This window comes from Dokdonella sp., from assembly GCF_019634845.1.
Classification (GTDB): domain Bacteria; phylum Pseudomonadota; class Gammaproteobacteria; order Xanthomonadales; family Rhodanobacteraceae; genus Dokdonella_A.
Map to the genome: position 1 here is coordinate 84,726 of NZ_JAHCAQ010000012.1, position 18,202 is coordinate 102,927.

16 protein-coding genes and 1 riboswitch are annotated in these 18,202 nt (G+C 68.4%); of the genes, 8 read left to right on the plus strand and 8 right to left on the minus strand.

What is annotated here, in order from left to right; genetic code table 11:
- Nucleotides 1–16 precede the first annotated feature (16 nt).
- The 6 genes from KF903_RS10120 to KF903_RS10145 form a co-directional block, all read right to left on the minus strand.
- Nucleotides 17–505: a GNAT family N-acetyltransferase gene (locus KF903_RS10120; protein WP_291214253.1), complete on the minus strand. Its 489-nt coding sequence runs from the start codon at nucleotides 503–505 to the stop codon at nucleotides 17–19.
- Nucleotides 506–554: 49 nt separating this feature from the next.
- Entirely contained in the window at nucleotides 555–1,364 is an 810-nt protein-coding gene (locus KF903_RS10125; protein WP_291214255.1) for a cyanophycinase, read from the minus strand.
- A gap of 51 nt (nucleotides 1,365–1,415) precedes the next feature.
- Nucleotides 1,416–2,309 (minus strand): hydroxymethylglutaryl-CoA lyase, encoded by an 894-nt coding sequence (locus KF903_RS10130; RefSeq protein ID WP_291214307.1) that lies wholly within the window; start codon nucleotides 2,307–2,309, stop codon nucleotides 1,416–1,418.
- Between the two features lie 2 nt (nucleotides 2,310–2,311).
- Nucleotides 2,312–2,980: a hypothetical protein gene (locus KF903_RS10135; protein WP_291214258.1), complete on the minus strand. Its 669-nt coding sequence runs from the start codon at nucleotides 2,978–2,980 to the stop codon at nucleotides 2,312–2,314.
- A 58-nt stretch (nucleotides 2,981–3,038) separates the two neighbouring features.
- A complete protein-coding gene (locus KF903_RS10140; protein WP_291214260.1) occupies nucleotides 3,039–5,039 on the minus strand; it encodes a biotin carboxylase N-terminal domain-containing protein in 2,001 nt (666 codons plus the stop codon).
- Between the two features lie 77 nt (nucleotides 5,040–5,116).
- Nucleotides 5,117–5,905 (minus strand): enoyl-CoA hydratase-related protein, encoded by a 789-nt coding sequence (locus tag KF903_RS10145; protein WP_291214262.1) that lies wholly within the window; start codon nucleotides 5,903–5,905, stop codon nucleotides 5,117–5,119.
- 185 nt (nucleotides 5,906–6,090) lie between these two features.
- On the opposite strand from KF903_RS10145, the gene KF903_RS10150 reads away from it, so the two are divergent.
- The 4 genes from KF903_RS10150 (at nucleotide 6,091) to hutG (ending at nucleotide 9,401) form a co-directional block, all read left to right on the plus strand.
- Nucleotides 6,091–6,336 (plus strand): ferrous iron transport protein A, encoded by a 246-nt coding sequence (locus tag KF903_RS10150; protein WP_291214264.1) that lies wholly within the window; start codon nucleotides 6,091–6,093, stop codon nucleotides 6,334–6,336.
- Complete coding sequence (locus KF903_RS10155; protein WP_291214266.1) at nucleotides 6,333–8,180, plus strand: ferrous iron transporter B; 1,848 nt, start codon at nucleotides 6,333–6,335, stop codon at nucleotides 8,178–8,180. Before KF903_RS10150 ends, KF903_RS10155 begins: the two co-directional genes overlap by 4 nt.
- Complete coding sequence (locus KF903_RS10160; protein WP_291214268.1) at nucleotides 8,177–8,512, plus strand: DUF6587 family protein; 336 nt, start codon at nucleotides 8,177–8,179, stop codon at nucleotides 8,510–8,512. Before KF903_RS10155 ends, KF903_RS10160 begins: the two co-directional genes overlap by 4 nt.
- A gap of 97 nt (nucleotides 8,513–8,609) precedes the next feature.
- Nucleotides 8,610–9,401, plus strand: coding sequence for an N-formylglutamate deformylase (gene hutG, locus KF903_RS10165; RefSeq protein WP_291214270.1), 792 nt, complete (start codon nucleotides 8,610–8,612; stop codon nucleotides 9,399–9,401).
- A 261-nt stretch (nucleotides 9,402–9,662) separates the two neighbouring features.
- Here the strand turns inward: hutG and KF903_RS10170 are convergent, their stop codons facing one another.
- Nucleotides 9,663–10,730 carry a hypothetical protein gene (locus tag KF903_RS10170; RefSeq protein ID WP_291214272.1) on the minus strand — a complete coding sequence of 356 codons (1,068 nt, stop codon included), beginning with the start codon at nucleotides 10,728–10,730 and terminating at the stop codon, nucleotides 9,663–9,665.
- Between the two features lie 140 nt (nucleotides 10,731–10,870).
- Nucleotides 10,871–11,959, minus strand: coding sequence for a hypothetical protein (locus tag KF903_RS10175; protein WP_291214274.1), 1,089 nt, complete (start codon nucleotides 11,957–11,959; stop codon nucleotides 10,871–10,873).
- A 122-nt stretch (nucleotides 11,960–12,081) separates the two neighbouring features.
- On the opposite strand from KF903_RS10175, the gene hutU reads away from it, so the two are divergent.
- From hutU to KF903_RS10195, 4 genes are all read left to right on the plus strand, one after another.
- Nucleotides 12,082–13,752: a urocanate hydratase gene (gene hutU, locus KF903_RS10180; protein WP_291214276.1), complete on the plus strand. Its 1,671-nt coding sequence runs from the start codon at nucleotides 12,082–12,084 to the stop codon at nucleotides 13,750–13,752.
- 120 nt (nucleotides 13,753–13,872) lie between these two features.
- Nucleotides 13,873–14,090: riboswitch (cobalamin riboswitch) on the plus strand.
- Nucleotides 14,091–14,398: 308 nt separating this feature from the next.
- Nucleotides 14,399–16,720, plus strand: coding sequence for a ribonucleoside-diphosphate reductase subunit alpha (locus KF903_RS10185; protein WP_291214309.1), 2,322 nt, complete (start codon nucleotides 14,399–14,401; stop codon nucleotides 16,718–16,720).
- Complete coding sequence (locus KF903_RS10190; RefSeq protein WP_291214278.1) at nucleotides 16,717–17,730, plus strand: ribonucleotide-diphosphate reductase subunit beta; 1,014 nt, start codon at nucleotides 16,717–16,719, stop codon at nucleotides 17,728–17,730. Before KF903_RS10185 ends, KF903_RS10190 begins: the two co-directional genes overlap by 4 nt.
- Nucleotides 17,720–18,127 (plus strand): acyl-CoA thioesterase, encoded by a 408-nt coding sequence (locus KF903_RS10195; RefSeq protein ID WP_291214280.1) that lies wholly within the window; start codon nucleotides 17,720–17,722, stop codon nucleotides 18,125–18,127. The genes KF903_RS10190 and KF903_RS10195 overlap by 11 nt, the downstream gene beginning before the upstream one ends.
- Nucleotides 18,128–18,202 lie beyond the last annotated feature (75 nt).

The window sequence follows — 18,202 nt, forward strand, 5'->3', positions numbered from 1 at the left end:
GTGATTGCAGGGCCGATTACAGCTCGCGCAGGTAGTAGCGGTCGCAGCCGAAGTGGCCAGTGGCGCCGAGCGCGACGGGAATGCGCCGGAAGCCGTGTCGCTGGTAGAGGTGTTGCGCCGCGTCCATGCCGCTCAGCGTTTCGATGTAGCAGCGCCGGTAGCCCAGGTCGCGGGCCGCATCGAGGCAGCGCTCGAGCAGGGCGTGGCCGGCGCCATGGCCGCGCAGCGCCGGCAGGAAGTACATCTTGCGCAGCTCGCAGGTGTCGCCGCGGCCGCCCGCGAGCGGCGCGATGCCGCCGCCGCCGAGTACTTCGCCCGCGGACTCGACGACGAAATAGGCGCAGCGTGGCTGCGCGTAGGCGGCGTGCATGGCCGCGACTTCGGCATCGTGGATCGCGAAACCGGCGCCGCCGGCGCCGAATTCGGGCATGACGCTGCGGATGATCGCGGCGAGCGCCGGATCATCTGCTGGCGCGAGTGGACGGATGACGAAGCCTGTACTCATCGGCGCGGGTCACGCCGTGGCGGCGCTGGCTGCGCGAGGCACGTCGTCGTCACAGGCTCTGGCGGAAATCGAGGTCGTAGCGTGCGCCGGCCGTGAGCGCGTGCAGGCGCAGGTTGGTGATGCGGATCGGCGCACCGGGCGTGACGTCGGCGACATTGGACTCGGCCATCTCGGCCGGGTCGAGCAGCGTGATGCCGCCGGCGCCGAGTACTTCGAGCACATTGTCGGGGCCGATGATCGCGGCGGTGGCGGCGTCGATGCCGAGGCCGAGCGCGAACGGATTGAGCGCGAGCGCACCGAGCAGGCGACCGAGGCGATCGCCGGCGTGGCCGCCCTGATCGATCACCACGCGGTTGGTGAGGCCCAACCCCGGCGCGAACTGCACGCCGCCCTGGCGCGGTGTCGCACCCTGCTCGCCGTGGGCCACCATGTGCTCGCACAGCAGCGCGGCGGCGGGACCACAGCCGGCGACGGCCATGCCTTCGGCATTGCGCCGGCGCAGTGCACGCGCCAACCGGGTGCCGCCGATGAGGGTGGACAGGCGCAGTGGCTGGTCGGTCTGCAGCAACACCAGCTGAGCCTGATCGATCGCGGCGAGCAGAGCGAGCTGCTCGCTGTCGGCGCGCGTGCGCAACAGCACGCGCATCGTCTCGGCGGCGCCGGCCGCGCGCAGCAGGCTTTCCAGTTCGGAATCGTCGCCGTCAGCGGCTTCGCCGCTGGCAACGATCACCACGCGCGGTTGCGGCGCGAGCAGCGCCAGCAGGCGGGTGAAGGTGTCGGCGGCGCGCGCTGCGTCCGCCAGCGCGCCGGCCGCGATGATGTAACCGCGGCTGCGGTCGGGACCGAGTTTGGCGGGCATGGCTGGCTCGTGCGACGAAATCGCGAGTATAGCGAGCGTGCGCGCCGCCGTTCAGGCGGCCGCGCGTGCGCGCGCGACGCGACTGGACGTTTGCCGGCCCAGTGCCTGGCTCAGCCACAAGCCGGTGTCGATGAGCCGCGCGAGGTCGATGCCGGTGGCGATGCCCATGCCGTCGAGCATGTAGACCACGTCTTCGCTGGCGACATTGCCGCTGGCGCCCTTGGCGTAGGGGCAGCCGCCGGTGCCCGACACCGCGCTGTCGATGACGGCGACACCTTCCTCCAGGCAGGCGAGGATGTTGGCCAGCGCCTGTCCGTAGGTGTCGTGGAAGTGCACGGCCAGCGCGCTCATCGGCACTGCGTCGGCGACCGCGCGCAGCATCGCGCGCGCCTTGGCCGGCGTGCCGACGCCGATCGTGTCGCCGAGCGAGATCTCGTGGCAGCCCAGCGCATGCAGGCGTTGCGCGACATGCACCACGTCGGCAAGCGGCACCTCGCCCTGGTAGGGACAGCCGAGCACGGTGGAGACATAGCCGCGCACCTGGACGCCGTCGCCGCGCGCGCGCTTGAGCACGGGCACGAAGCGCTCGATCGATTCGTCGATCGAGGCGTTGATGTTCCTGCGGCTGAACGCCTCGGAAGCCGCCGCGAACACCGCGATCTCGGTCACGCCGACCGCGCGCGCGCGCTCGTAGCCTTGCAGGTTCGGCACCAGCACCGGATAGGACACGCCCGCCGCCTTGCGGATGCCAGCGTAGACCTCGGCCGCATCAGCGAGCTGCGGCACCCATTTGGGGCTGACGAAGCTGGTCGCCTCGATGGTCGTCAGGCCGCAAGCCGACAGGCGGTCGATCAGCTCGATCTTGGTGGAGGTCGGAATGATGGCCGCTTCGTTCTGCAGGCCATCTCGCGCGCCCACTTCGACGATGCGGACCGCTGCGGGCAGGTTCATCGTCGGGGCTCCGTGGCCGTGTGCTGCAGTGAGCGCTCGAAATCCTGCAGATCCTGTCCGCTGCGCCGGAACACGTGCCAGGGCTTGTCGCTGAACAGGTCATGCTTGCGCACGATGTCGAGCATCTGCGCCCGCCCGCCGCGCAGGTAGACATGCAGTTCGTTGCGCGTCTTGTTGACCGTGCCTTCGAGCTTGCCGTCGATCACGAGTCGCGCCGCCTTGGCGCTGTCGACTTCGTACAGTTCGAGGCGGTCACCACGCAGCCGATAGCGGACGTAGTAGTAGGACTTGGCCGGCGGTGGCTCGATGGCGTGGGGTGGCGCGATCTCACCCAGACTGCGCAGCGCGCTGTCGGCGACCACGAGGTAGTCGCCGCCGCGCAGATGGACGAAATTGACCGCCACGCGCCAGCGCTTGAGCGGCGCGCCGCCCGCACCCTGCTCGAACAAGGTCAGCGCGCAGGCTTCGTCGACGAAGAAGCCGACCCGTTCCTTGTTGTCGTCGTTGCTGGCCTTGGCGCCGGGCTGTTCGAACCACAGCCCCTTCCAGCCGGTGTCGCAGGTCTCGATGTTGTCGCCCAGCGGCGCTTCGAAGCGCGTTTCGACACAGGCGCCGAGCGCCATGCAGAGCACGAGGCAGGCGACGGTGCGGATGAAGTGGGACATCGCGGACTCCGGGGGTGGCTGGGAAGCGGGCGTCACGTGGCGCAGGGCGGGCACCGGATCAGGCCTCGAGCCGCACCAGCACCGCGTCGGCATCGACGAAATCGCCAGCGGCCGCCTGCACGGCCGCGATCGTGCCGGCGCGCGGCGCCTTGAGGCTCAGTTCCATCTTCATCGCCTCCATGACGAGCAGCTCCTGGCCCTCGGTGACTTCAGTACCGGGCGAGACCTTGACCAGCACGATGCGACCTGGCATCGGCGCCAGCACGCGGTCGCCGCTCGCCGCCGCGCTCGGCGTCCATGCGAACGCGGGCGCATGCGCGAACAGGTGGCGGCGCGTGCCGTCGTGCACGATGAGGCCGTCGCGATCGAGCACGACCTGCCAGCGGCGCGCGACGCCATCGAGGTGGGCGCTCAAGGCGGTGCCGTCGAACCGGGCATGCTCGAGTACGAGCTGGCGCGTGCCGTCGTCGAGCCGATAGTTGCCGGCGGCGCCGAAGGCACTGATCTCGTGACGCTGCCCACGCGCGAGCAGGGCCACGATGCGCTTGCCGGCGTGGCCGACGCGCCAGGCATCGGCCCGCGCCCACGGCGACCATGGATCGGCGCCGGTGCGCGCGCAGCGTGGCGCCTGCGCCTCTTCGTGCAACAGCCAGGCGACCGCAGCGATGAACGGCGCGTCGGCATCGGAGGCATCGGCAGCAACGAATTCGGCCAGGTTGCGATCGAGATAGCCGCTGTCGATGCTCGCGTCGACGATTGCGCGATGGCGCACCAGGCGCTCGAGGAAGTCGATGTTCGACTTGGGGCCGATCACCGCGCACCGCGCCAGCGCCTCGCGCATGCGCACGAGCGCGGCCTCGCGCGTCTCGTCCCAGACGATGAGCTTGGCGATCATCGGGTCGTAGAAGATCGTCACGGTGTCGCCCGCGACCACGCCCGAGTCGATGCGCACGTGACGCGAGGGCGTGGGCAGGCGCAGCGTTTCGAGCCGCCCCGAACCGGGCAGGAAGCCCTGCTCGGGATCCTCCGCGTACAGGCGCAACTCGATCGCGTGACCAAGCTGCGGAATCGATTTGTTGCGCACCAGCGAGGCCGGCAGCGGCTCGCCGGCTGCCACGCGCAGTTGCAGTTCGACCAGGTCGAGGCCCAGCACCATCTCGGTGACCGGGTGCTCGACCTGCAGGCGCGTGTTGATCTCCATGAAATGGAAGTCGCCATCGGCACCGACGATGAACTCGACGGTGCCGGCATTGACGTAGTCGAGCGCCTGCGCTGCGGCGATCGCGGCCTGGCCCATGCGCTCGCGCAGGTGCGGGGTGAGGAACGGTGAGGGGGTTTCCTCGAGCACCTTCTGGTAGCGGCGCTGGGCCGAACATTCGCGTTCGTTGAGATGGATCGTGTTGCCGTGGCTGTCGCCGAAGATCTGGAATTCGATATGGCGCGGATGGTTGATGTAGCGCTCGAGCAGCACGCGGTCGCGGCCGAACGCGTTCTTCGCCTCGCGCTGGCAGCTTTCGAGACTGGCAGCGAACTCGTCCAGGCTGCGCACGACACGCATGCCCTTGCCGCCACCGCCGTAGGCGGCCTTGATCATGAGCGGAAAGCCGATGCGCTGCGCCTCGCGCGCGAGCAGGGCCGGATCCTGGTCGTCGCCGGTGTAGCCGGGCACCACCGGCACGCCGCGCGCGGCCATCAGCTCCTTGGCGCCGGCCTTGGAGCCCATCCGGCGCATCGAGTCGCCCGACGGTCCGATGAAGACGAGTCCGGCGCGCTGCACGGCATCGGCAAAATCGGGGTTTTCCGACAGGAAGCCATAGCCGGGGTGGATCGCCTGCGCGCCGGAGCGCAGTGCGGCCTCGATGATGGCGTCGCCGCGCAGATAGGACTCGGCCGGGCGCGGGCCGCCGATCGGCCAGGCCGCGTCGGCCAGCCGCACATGCTGGGCCGTGGCGTCGGCCTGCGAATACACCGCAATCGGCGCGACGCCGAGGCGGCGGCAGGTGCGGATCACGCGGCAGGCGATTTCGCCGCGGTTGGCGATGAGGATCTTGTCGAACAAGGCGAACACTCCGCGCAGGCTACCGGCCAATGATGACAGACCTCATGCCGCACCCCTAGGGATCGATCACGGCGCCGCTAGCGAACCCACGGCGGCGCCCTCTTGTCGAGGAAGGCGGCCAGGCCCTGCTGGCCTTCCGCCGATACGCGCAGGCGTGCGATCAGGGCGGCGTTGTCGCGGTCGCAGCGCTCGCACGACTCGATCGTCATGCCGCCGGTGCGCAGCGCGAGCTGCTTGGCCTCGTGCTGCGCCAGCGGCCCACCCTTGGCAAGGAAATGCAGGCTGCGCTCGACTGCCGCGTCGAGCTGGTCGGGCGCGACACACTCGTGGAGCAGGCCGATGCGCGCGGCGGTGACGGCGTCGAACACTTCGCCATTGATGAACAGGCGCCGCGCCTGGCGCTGGCCGATCGCCGCGATCACGTAGGGCGAGATCACGGCCGGCACGAGGCCGAGCTTGACCTCCGACAACGCGAACTTGGCGCCGTCGACGCCGATCGCGATGTCGCAGCAGGCCACCAGGCCGACGCCGCCGCCATAGGCCGAGCCGTTGACGCGCGCAATGGTCGGCTTGGACAGGAAGTTGAGCGTGCGCATGAGCGCAGCCAGCCGCAGTGAATCCTCGCGGTTGGCTTGCTCGCTGGCATCGACCATGCCGCGCATCCAGTTGAGGTCGGCGCCGGCCGAGAACGAGGCGCCCGCGCCGGTCAGCACCACCGCGCGCACGCCGGCGTCGCGGTCGCAGTCCAGCAGCGCGGCGGTGAGCTCGGCGATCAGCGTGTCGTCGAAGGCGTTGTGCACCTGCGCGCGGTTGAGCGTGAGCGTGGTGATGCCGGCCTGGCGTTGGATGAGGATCGAATCGGGCATGAGTGGCAGCGCGTTGCAGCAAGACGCCGATGATAGCGCCGGGCCGTTGGGTGGCCGCCGGACCGGCCGCAGCCGATCGGCCGCGGTGCGTGGCGATGCCCTGCGGCCATGCGCCGCGCCGGCGTTTGCCACGCGGCGGCGCGAGTCGGCTAGAATTGCGAATCGTTCTTGTTTGCGCGTGACGCGTGCGGCTCTCAGAACTTCGCAAAGGCCAGTCCGCCGTGGTCGGGCAGGTCGAGGACACCGAGGCGGGCGACGTGGTCGCGCGGCGCCTGCGTGAGCTTGGCTTCGTTGCCGGCGAGCCCGTGCGCGTGGTCGCCAGCGGGCCGTTCGGACGCGATCCGCTGCTGGTGCAGATCGGCTACACGCGCTTTGCGCTGCGCCGCCCCGAAGCCGCGCGCGTGCGCCTCGTCGACGAGCCGCAGCCGTGAACGCCACGGCACCGGCCCTGCATGCCGCGCTGGTCGGCAGTCCCAACTGCGGCAAGACCGCGCTGTTCAATCGCCTGACCGGCGGGCGCGCCAAGGTGGCCAACTACGCCGGCGTCACGATCGAGCGCAAGGAAGGGCGGCTGGAAACGCCAGCTGGGCGGCAGGTGCGCGTGCTCGACCTGCCCGGCGCCTACAGCCTCGATGCGGCCAGTCCCGACGAGGTCATCACGCGCGATGTCTGCGCCGGGCGCCTTGCGGGCGAAGCCGCACCCGATCTCATCGTCTGCGTGCTCGATGCGACCAACCTGCGCCTGCACCTGCGCCTGGCGCTCGAACTGGCGCAGCTCGGGCGACCGATGCTGGTCGCGCTCAACATGATGGACGTGGCGCAACGGCGCGGCATTCGCATCGACATCGACCGCCTGCAGGCCGGGCTCGGCGTGCCGGTGGTGGCAACCGTGGCGGTGCGTCATGGTGGCGCCGCGGACCTGCTGGCGGCGCTCGATCGCGGCGCCGCGCGGGTGCCACCGGCTGCGCCCGCCGGTGGCGACCTGCACGCGCGCGTGCGCGCGCTGCTCGCCGAGGCGGTGACGATGCCGCGTGCGACCGCGGCGATCGATGATGCGATCGACGCCGTGGTGCTCAATCGCGTGGCCGGCCTGGCGATCCTCGCGCTGGTGATGTTCCTGATCTTCCAGGCCGTGTTCAGTTGGGCTGCGCCGCTGCAGGACGCGGTGGCTGCGGGCGTGGCGGGCGCCGGCGAGTGGGTCGGCAGCCTGCTGGGGTCGATGCCGTTGCTGCAGAGCCTGGTCACCGACGGCATTTTTGCCGGTCTTGGCACCGTGCTCGAGTTCCTGCCGCAGATCCTCGTGCTGTTCCTGTTCATCCTCGTGCTCGAGGAATCGGGTTACCTGCCGCGCGCGGCGTTCCTGCTCGACACGTTGATGTTCCGCGCCGGCCTCACCGGTCGCTCGTTCATCCCGCTGCTGTCGAGCTTCGCCTGCGCGATCCCCGGCATCATGGCCACGCGCAGCATCGCCGATCCGCGCGATCGCCTGACCACGATCCTCGTCGCGCCGCTGATGACCTGCTCGGCGCGACTGCCGGTGTACACGCTGCTGATCGCCGCGTTCATCCCGCGCCGCGACGTGTTTGGCATCTTCAACCTGCAGGGCATCGTGCTGTTCGTGCTGTATCTCGCCGGCATCGTCAGCGCGCTTGCGGTGGCCTGGGTCATCAAGCGCCTGCAGCGTGATCGCAGCGAGCACATGCTGTTGATGGAGTTGCCCTCGTACCGGCTGCCCGATCCGCGCAGCATCCTGCTCGGGCTGTGGGAGCGTGCGCTGATCTTCCTGCGCCGTGTCGGCGGCATCCTGCTCTCGCTGACGATCCTGCTGTGGTTCCTGTCGAGTTTTCCGGCGCCGCCCGAGGGCGCCACGCTGCCGCCGATCGACTACAGCTACGCCGGCCACATCGGGCGCTGGATGACGCACGTGTTCGCGCCGATCGGCTTCAACTGGCAGATCTGCATCGCGCTGATCCCGGGTCTGGCCGCGCGCGAGGTGGCGGTGTCGTCTCTGGCCACGGTGTATGCGCTGTCGGCCGCCAGCGAGGAAGCCGCCGCTGCGGCGCTGGGCACCACGATCGCGGCGCAGTGGTCGCTCGCCACGGCCCTGTCGCTGCTGGCCTGGTACGTGTTCGCGCCGCAGTGCATGTCGACGCTGGCGGTGATTCGCCGCGAAACGAATGGCTGGCGTTATGTGTGGATCAGCGCGGTCTACCTGTTCGCGCTGGCTTACCTCGCCTCGTTCATCACCTACCAGCTCACGCTGGCGCTCGCATGAACGCGACGATCGTGCAGGGCGTGGTCGTCGCGCTGATCGTCGGCTGGGCCACTTGGTCGGCGTTGCGGCGCCTGCTGCCGCAGACCTCGCGCCGCTGCATCGCGCGCGTGCTCGGCTGGTTCGATCGTCCCGCACTGCCGGACGCCTGGCGCCGACGCGCGCGGGCCTGGCAGCCGCGCAGCAGCCAAGGTGGCTCGTGTGGCACGGGATGCGCCTCCTGCGGCGGCTGTGGCGGCGCGGACCTGGCGCGCGCGGACCCCGGGCCACGGCCGCTCGTATTCACGCCCGGGTCGCGGCGCAAGGATGGCGGCGCGCGCGATCCGCAGGGTTAGGCCGCTCGCTCCGCCAGCGACATGGCCGTCCGCTGCGGGCGCAGGTTGCGACGCATCGGGCACGCCCGCTCGTGGCAGGCGTGTCTACAATGTGCGCATGGACATCTGCAGCCTGCATCGCGGCACCCAGCCGCTGCTCGTGAGCCTGCCGCATGACGGCAGCGAGCTTCCCGCCGACATCGCCGCGCGGCTCACGCCTGCGGCGCGGCGCGTGCCCGACACCGATTGGCATGTCGCGCGGCTCTACGAGTTCGCGCGCGAACTCGGCGCTTCCGTGCTCGTGCCGAGGTATTCACGCTATGTCGTCGATCTCAACCGCCCGTCCGACAACGCTTCGCTCTATCCGGGCCAGAACACGACCGGACTGTGTCCGATCGTCCAGTTCAGCGGCGAGCCCGTGTACCAGGCCGGCGAAGAACCGCGGCGCGAGGAAATCGAACGCCGCGTGGCGACGTACTGGCAACCGTACCATGACGCGCTCGCTGGCGAGATCGCGCGCTTGCGCGCGGCGCATGGCCGCGTCGTGCTCTGGGAAGGCCATTCGATTCGCAGTCGCGTCCCGTTCCTGTTCGAGGGACGCTTGCCCGATTTCAACCTTGGCACAGCCGACGGCGCGAGTTGCACAGTGGGCTTGCAGCAGCGCCTGGCCGCGATCCTTGCGTCGCATCGGCAGTACACGCACGTCATCAATGGTCGCTTCAAGGGCGGCTACATCACGCGCCACTACGGCCGTCCCGGCGATGGCGTCGATGCGGTGCAGCTGGAGCTCGCACAGATCAATTACATGGACGAGGATACGTTCGAGTATCAACCGCGCCGCGCGCAGCACACGCAACAGCAATTGCGGGCGCTGCTGGTGGCCGCACTTGCGCAACCCGCCGCGCCCTAGCGCTCGAAGCCGGTGCCGACGTCCTGGTCGCAGCTGATGGTGACGTCACCGGGCCGACGGTCAAATCCAGGGCTCCTGCCGGCAATCATGGCCGCCGGCGCGCCACTGCCGGTGAGGGCGTGCACGATGACGCGGCCGTGTGCGTGCGGAGTGCTGGCGCCGATCGACACCAGCGCGCTGACCGCGCGCATCGCGGCCAAGGCCCGAGACAGACTCGCCGGTTGTCGGGGGCGGGCCTGCACCGGGACGAAGCGACGCCGCTCAGGGGTCGAAGCCGTTGGCGAAGAGGCGGTCCGGCGGCACTGCGAACGGCTCACCGACCGTGTACGGGCTGACGTTGCTGCCGACCAGTTCCTGCACGGGTGCCACGTTGCCACTGGCATCGGCGGCAAACGTCAGCAGGCGGTTGTTGGCCGGGTCGTTGTCCGTGCCGGCCGTCACCACGATGCGGCGCAGCCAGGGATCGAAGCCCAGATTGCTGTTGTAGTAGCCCACTGGCAGGTCGAGATGGGTTGCAGCGCCCTCGATCACGTGGAGCGGCTGCGCGTCGCCGCTCGCGTCCTCGGCGAACACGAGGATGCGACCGTGCTTGATCGTCATGCCGCTCGACTCGCGTTCGATCGTCAGCACGAACAGGCGATGGCCGACAGGATCGTGGGCGAGTCCCCGTGGGTCGCGGACTGCGCTGCCGGTGATCATGCGCGTGGGCGCAACGTAGCCCGTGGCCGTGCGCGCGTGGAAGATGATTCGCCCGTCGTAGGACGGGCCATCCGAGTAATCGACCACGGCGAGTTCATCGCTGCTCGGGATATGGATGAGACTCGTCGGATTGCGCAATTCGGTCGGTGATCCGCTGTTGCCGCCATAGCTGATCCCGCGCAGCGGCGCCGCCTGATCGCCGCTGGCCTGCAGTGGCCAGGTGTAGATGCAGCAGTTGCTCGCGATGACCGCCAGCTCACCGAACTGTGGCAGCGGCACGCTGCGACGCGGCTGGCCCAGAAGCGGCGGGTTGAGCACGCGCAGTGGCGCCACATTGCCATGGGCGAACGCCGGGTAGACGCGGATCGCCCTGCCGTAGTAGTCGGACACGTAGATCACCTCCTCGCCGGCTGCGTAACTTCCGGTTGCTGGCGTGTCGAGCTGGGTGTCGGCGCCGCTGATCTCGCGGATCGGCAGGTCCGCGCCCTGCGCATCGGCGTCGAATACACGCAGCGGGTGGCCCAGCGGCTGGCCGAACTGGAAGCCACCAAGCACGATGTCGGCGTCGGCCGGCAGGGCCGTGAATGTGAGCGTGGTGGCGATGAGGGTGGTGAGCAGGGACTTGCGCATGACTGGACTCCGGACGGTTGCCTGTCAATACGCGCTTTCGCGGCCAAATCCCTCACCGCGCGAATCCCTCGCCTCGTTGCCGGCAGCAGCGGCGCCATGCAGGCGGATTGCCTGGCCGGCGACGACCGGTCGCTGTTTGGTCAGCCGTCGAATCCATCCTTGAAGATGCGGTCGAAGGTGACCGCAGCCGTCCCCGGGCTACTGCCAAAACCGGTGTTAGCTCCCTGCAGGACGGCCAGCGGGAAGGCGCCGCCGTATGCGAACCTCGAATGCACGACGATGCGGCCGCGCGCGCTCGGGTCGGTGGTGGCGATGGAAACGAGGATGTGTCCGCTGTTCTCGTCGAAACCGAGGCCGCTCGGATACTCGCCGCTCGCCATCACCATCGAGGCGAACGGCCCGTAGATCACGCGCAGCGGGGTGGCGTCGCCCACGGCATCGGCGGCGAACGCGATCACACGCGCCGAATGCTGAGGGTCGGTGTCAGGCGGGCCGACGACGGCGAATATCGTCTGCGTTTCCTCATCGACCGCCACGCGCACGTTGCTGCGACCGCCCAGCTGCGTGCTCGGGCCTTCTATCACACGCAATGGCGTCGCCGCGGAACCATCGCTCAGACGCGAATAGATCAGGATGCGATTCGGATAACCTGCGGCGGAATCGTCCTTGTAGTCGCCGACGACGATCTCGCCGCGACGCCGGTTGAGCGCGATCCCGGCCGGATTGTTGAGCTGGCTTGCGGAAACGTTGTTGCCGCCCCAGGGAATGTTGCGGATCGGGTTGACGTTGCCACCATTGGCCAGTCGCGGCCAAGTGACGATCGAGCGCATGCGGGCAATGGCGACCATCTCATCGTGCGCTCGGTCGACGCGTACCGCGCGTACCTGGCCAAGCAGTGGCGCGTTCATCGTGCGCAACGGCGCTGCGGCGCCGCTGGCGCGTGCATCGTAGACGCGGATTGCCTGCCCCCAAAAGTCGGCGACGTAGAGCACATTCTCGCTCGGCTCGAATTCGACTGAATTGGCCGTGACGATCGGATTGGCGTTTCCCGGCACGAGGCTGCGCAGCGGCGCGACGTTGCCACCGGCACTGTCGGCGAAAAAGACGATGGAGCCTGAACCGGACTGGCTTGGATAAGTGCCATTGCCGACGACGAGTTCGGCCTGCGCAAACGGCGTGGCGAGACAAAGCATCGACAACAGGCAAACAATGTGCGGACTCTTGCGCATGATCGGATCTCGGGTGAGGGCAGGTTCCCGTAACGGAGAAGCGCGGCCGAAATCCCAAGCCGGCGCGGCACGCCACCTCACGCGGATGCGATAATCGGCCTTTGCCTCCCGAGGAGCCTGCGATGAACGCCGCCAACCGCATCGACACCAGCCGCACGATTCGCGCGCCGCGCGGCAGCACGCTCACGTGCAAGAGCTGGCTCACCGAAGCACCGTTCCGCATGATCCAGAACAACCTCGATCCCGAGGTCGCCGAGAACCCGCACGAGCTGGTCGTCTACGGCGGCATCGGCCGCGCCGCGCGCAACTGGGAATGTTTCGACGCCATCCTGCGCAGCCTGCGCGAGCTGGGCGACGACGAAACCCTGCTCGTGCAATCGGGCAAGCCGGTGGGCGTATTCCCGACCCACAAGGATGCGCCGCGCGTGCTGATCGCCAATTCCAACCTCGTGCCGCACTGGGCGACCTGGGAGCACTTCAATGAGCTCGACCGCAAGGGCCTGATGATGTACGGGCAGATGACGGCCGGCTCGTGGATCTACATCGGTTCGCAAGGGATCGTGCAGGGCACCTACGAAACCTTCGTCGAACTCGCCCGCCAGCATTACGGCGGCAGCTGGCAGGGGCGCTGGATCCTCACGGCGGGCCTGGGTGGCATGGGCGGCGCGCAGCCGCTGGCCGCTTCGCTTGCGGGTGCGTGTTCGCTCAACATCGAGTGTCGCCAGTCGAGCATCGACTTCCGCCTCAAGACGCGCTACGTCGACGAGCAGGCGGCCGACCTCGACGACGCACTCGCGCGCATCGCCACGTACACGACTGCCGGCCAGGCGAAGTCGATCGCGCTGCTCGGCAACGCGGCGGACATCCTGCCCGAACTCGTCCGCCGCGGCGTGCGCCCCGACGCCGTCACCGACCAGACCAGCGCGCACGATCCCGTGCACGGTTACCTGCCGATCGGCTGGAGTGTCGAACAGTGGCTGACCGAGCAGAAGGCCAGTCCCGAAAAGGTGCGCGACGCGGCGAAGAAGTCGATGCGCGTCCACGTCGAGGCGATGCTGGCGTTCCACGCCCAAGGCATCCCGACGATCGACTACGGCAACAACATCCGCCAGATGGCCAAGGACGAAGGCTGCGCGAACGCGTTCGACTTCCCCGGCTTCGTGCCGGCCTGCGTGCGCCCGCTGTTCTGCCGCGGCATCGGCCCGTTCCGCTGGGTGGCGCTGTCGGGCGATCCCGAGGACATCTACAAGACCGATGCCAAGGTCAAGCAGCTCATCCCCGACGACGCGCACCTGCACCGCTGGCTCGACATGGCACGCGAGCGCATCAGCTTCCAAGGTCTGCCCGCGCGCATCTGCTGGGTCGGCCTCGGCCAGCGCCACAAGCTCGGCCTCGCCTTCAACGAAATGGTGCGCAACGGAGAACTCAAGGCGCCGATCGTGATCGGTCGCGATCATCTGGATTCGGGCAGCGTCGCCTCACCGAACCGCGAGACCGAGGCGATGCGCGATGGATCCGATGCCGTTTCCGACTGGCCGTTGCTGAACGCGCTGCTGAACACCGCCGGCGGCGCGACCTGGGTCAGCTTCCACCACGGCGGTGGCGTCGGCATGGGCTACAGCCAGCACAGCGGCGTGGTCATCGTCTGCGACGGCAGCGAGGATGCCGACCGTCGCATCGCCCGTGTGCTGTGGAACGACCCCGGCACCGGCGTGATGCGGCATGCGGATGCGGGTTACGAGATTGCCAAGGCGTGCGCGCGGGAGCAGGGGCTCAAGCTGCCGATGGCGTAGGCGCGGCACCGGTCCGGCGCGGGACCGGTCGTCACGGTGCCACGAGGTCCTGTGTGGCGCTAGCTGCGAGCGCGCTGCGCGTTCGCGCTCGCCGGCATTGAATCGGCACCACGGATCGAATATCTTGTGTCCGTCGATGGTGCCCAGCACAACATCTGGGGCGTTGCCTGATGGCAACGCGGGAATCCGGTGTGAATCCGGAACTGCCCCGCAGCGGTGATCGGGAACGAAAGGCGCAGATCGCACCGGGGTGAACGCCCCGGCAAGCGGCGCCCGTAGGAGAGGTCCAAGCCTCGTGCCCGAGAGTCCGAATACCGGCCGTCGACCGCCGTGCCGCAAGGCGTGGCGTTGGCTCGAAGGCCCTCGCGGGAGGGACCGGCCGGAAGTCTGCTGCGATCGCTCGCCGCTTCCGCCGTCGCTGCCGCAGGTCCTTCCCTCGCTCGCGGGAGCGAAGGCCGGCGGATCGCGGGCAATCTCAAGCCGTGAGTCGTCGCGCCTGTCTCCTGCGGGTTCATTGCTCGTGAAGGAGGACACCGTGACACCGATCGATCTCGCCGCCGAAACGGCCGCCGCGGGCGCTGCGCCCGCGCCACAGTCGGGCCAGGACGCCTTTCGCCTGACCTCGCCGCATCCGGGTCCGGTCGCCATGCAGGTGACCAAGCGTTCAGGCGCGAAGGAGCCGGTCGACCTCAACAAGATCGTGCGTGCGGTGACGCGCTGCTGCGACGGGCTCGCCGACGTCGATCCGATGCGCGTGGCCCTCAAGACGATTGCGGGCCTCTACGACGGCGCGACCACACGCGAACTCGACGAGCTGTCGATCCGCACCGCCGCCTCGTTCATCGCCGAAGAACCCGAGTATTCCAAGGCCGCGGCGCGCCTGCTCGCCGGCTATATCGACAAGGAAGTGCAGGGCCTGGGCATCTATTCGTTTTCGCAGTCGATCCGCCTGGGCTTCGACGCCGGCCTCATCAACGAGCGTGTGCTCGAATTCGTCGAGGCCAACGCGCGCAAGCTCAATGACGCGGTCGATGCCCAGCACACGCTGCGCTTCGAGTATTTCGGCCTGCGCACGCTGTACGACCGCTACCTGCTCAAGCACCCGACGCGGCGCCAGGTCATCGAGACCGCCCAGCAGTTCTGGATGCGCGTGGCGTGCGCGCTCAGCGACAGCGTGCCCGACGCGATCGATCTGTACGGCCTGTTCGCGCGGCTCGACTACGTGCCGAGTTCGCCGACGCTGTTCAACTCCGGTACGCGCCATGAGCAGCTGTCGAGCTGCTTCCTGCTCGATTCACCCGAGGATTCGCTCGAAGCGATCTACGACAAGTACCGCGACGTCGCGCTGCTGTCCAAGTTCTCCGGCGGCATCGGCCTGGCCTACCACCGCGTGCGGGCGGAAGGTTCGCTGATCCGCTCCACCAATGGCCTGTCCAACGGCATCGTGCCGTGGCTGAAGACGCTCGATTCCTCGGTCGCGGCCGTCAACCAGGGTGGCAAGCGCAAAGGCGCGGCCTGCGTCTACCTGGAAAGCTGGCACGCCGACATCGAGGCCTTCCTCGAACTGCGCGACAACACCGGCGACGAGGCGCGCCGCACGCACCACCTCAACATCGCCAACTGGGTCCCGGACTTGTTCATGCGCCGCGTCGAGGCCGACGCCGACTGGTCACTGTTCGATCCGCGTGACGTGCCCGATTTTCCCGACCTGTGGGGCGCCGCGTTCGACAGCGCCTACGCGCAGGCCGAGGCACGCGGGCTGGCCCGCAAGCAGGTCAGGGCGCGCGATCTGTATGCACGCATGATGCGCACGCTGGCGCAGACCGGCAACGGCTGGATGACCTTCAAGGACGCCTGCAACCGCGCCGCCAATCAGACCGCGAAGGCCGGCCACGCGATCCACCTGTCGAACCTGTGCACCGAAATCATCGAAGTGACGAGCAGCGGCGAAACCGCGGTCTGCAACCTCGGCTCGATCAATCTCGCCCAGCACCACGATGGCCGTGCCTTCGATTTCGACAAGCTCGCCCATACCGTGCAGGTCGCGGTGCGCCAGCTCGACCGCGTCATCGACCTCAACTTCTATCCGATCGACAGCGCGCGCGCCTCGAACCTGCGTTGGCGGCCGGTCGGTCTCGGCCTGATGGGGCTGCAGGACGTGTTCTTTGCGCTGCGCCTGCCGTTCGACAGCGATGCTGCGCGTGCCTTGTCGGCGCGCATCGCCGAAGAGATCTACTACTGGGCGCTGCGCACCTCGCTGGAACTGGCGCGCGGGAAGGGCGCGCATCCGGCCTTCGCCGACACGCGCGCCGCCCGCGGCGAGCTGCAGTTCGACGCCTGGAACGTGACGCCGACCGACGGCGCGCGCTGGGACGCACTGCGCGCGGAGATCAAGGCGCATGGCCTGCGCAATTCACTGCTGATCGCGATCGCCCCGACCGCGACGATCGCCTCGATCGCGGGCTGCTACGAGTGCATCGAGCCACAGGTGTCGAACCTGTTCAAGCGCGAGACGCTGTCGGGCGATTTCCTGCAGGTCAACCGCTATCTGGTCGACGAACTCAAGCGGTTGGGGCTTTGGACCGCCCAGACCCGCGATGCGATCAAGCTCGCCGAAGGCTCGGTGCAGTCGCTGGCGACGCTGCCGGCGGAACTGCGCACGATCTACCGCACGGTCTGGGAGACGCCGATGCGCGCGCTCATCGACATGGCCGCCGACCGCGGCGCGTTCATCGACCAGAGCCAGTCGCTGAACCTGTTCATCGAGAATCCGAACATCGGCCAGTTGTCGAGCATGTACATGCATGCGTGGAAGAAGGGCCTCAAGACCACCTACTACCTGCGCTCGCGCCCGGCGACGAAGATCGCCAAGACCACTGTCGGCGCCGCGCCGGCGAAGACCTACAGCGATTCGGAAGCAGTCGTCTGCTCACTCGAAAACCCCGAAATGTGCGAGGCCTGCCAATGAGCGCGCCCAACCGCCTGCTCGATCCGGGCTTCGATCTCACGCTGCGGCCGATGCGCTATCCGCAGTTCTACGAGATGTATCGCGCCGCGATCAAGAACACCTGGACCGTCGAGGAGGTCGACTTCCAGATCGACCTGGCACACCTCGCCCAGCGCATGACGCCGGCCGACCAACACCTGATCCAGCGCCTCGTCGCGTTCTTCGCGACCGGTGATTCGATCGTGTCGAACAACCTCGTGCTCAACCTTTACCGACACATCAACGCGCCCGAAGCGCGCATGTACCTGTCGCGCCAACTGTATGAAGAGGCGCTGCACGTACAGTTCTACCTGACCCTGCTCGACAACTACATTCCGGAGCCGGAGCGGCGCGCGCAGGCGTTCGCGGCGGTCGACAACATCCCCTCGATCCGCCGCAAGGCCGCGTTCTGCATGCGCTGGATCGACTCGATCCAGTCGCTCGAACGCATTGCCAGCGATGCCGACAAGCGCCAGTTCCTGCTCAACCTCACCTGTTTCGCCGCCTGCATCGAAGGCCTGTTCTTCTTCGGCGCGTTCGCCTACGTCTACTTCCTGCGTTCGCGCGGCCTGCTGCCGGGCCTGGCCGCCGGCACCGCGTGGGTGTTCCGCGATGAATCGGCGCACATGGCATTCGCCTTCGAGGTGCTCGACACCGTGCGCCGCGAGGAACCGCAACTGTTCGATTCACAATGGGCCGAGCAGGTGACGCGGATGATCGGCGAGGCGGTCGATTGCGAGACCCAGTTCGCCGAGGACGTGCTCGGTGGCGGCGTGGTCGGCATGACGATCCCGGAGATGCGCCAGTACCTCGAATACGTCGCCGACCGTCGTCTGGCCACGCTGCGGTTGCCGACGCGCTACGGGGCGCACAACCCGTTCCCGTTCATGGAACTGCAGGACGTGCAGGAGCTGACCAACTTCTTCGAACGCCGCGTATCGGCCTACCAGGTCGCGGTGCAGGGCGAAGTCGGCTTCGACCATGCGTTCTGACGACATCGGCGCTTCGCGCACGCGCCAGACACGCTGCGTCGAGATCGTGTTTCCCGACCACTGCAACCATCTGGGCAGCCTGTTCGGCGGCCAGGCGCTGGCATGGATGGACAAGGCCGCGTTCCTCGCCGCCAGCCGATTTTCGGGATGCACCGTGGTCACGGCGCGCTCCGATCGCATCGACTTCCGCGAGCCGGTCAAGCTCGGCGAGATCGTCGAACTGGTGGCCACCGTCACCAGTGTCGGGCGCAGTTCGATGACGGTGCGCGTGTCGCTGCTGCACGAGGCCGAACCAGGCGGTACCGCACGGCCGGCGACGACCGGCGAGTTCGTGATGGTCGCGGTCGACGACAGCGGTCGCGCGGTTGCGGTGCGGCGCGGCGCCAGCGATGCCTGACATTGCGGGGACGCCTGGGCGGTCACGCGAGCCGTCGGCGCCGGCGCGACGCTCGCGGATGGCACTGGCAGGGTG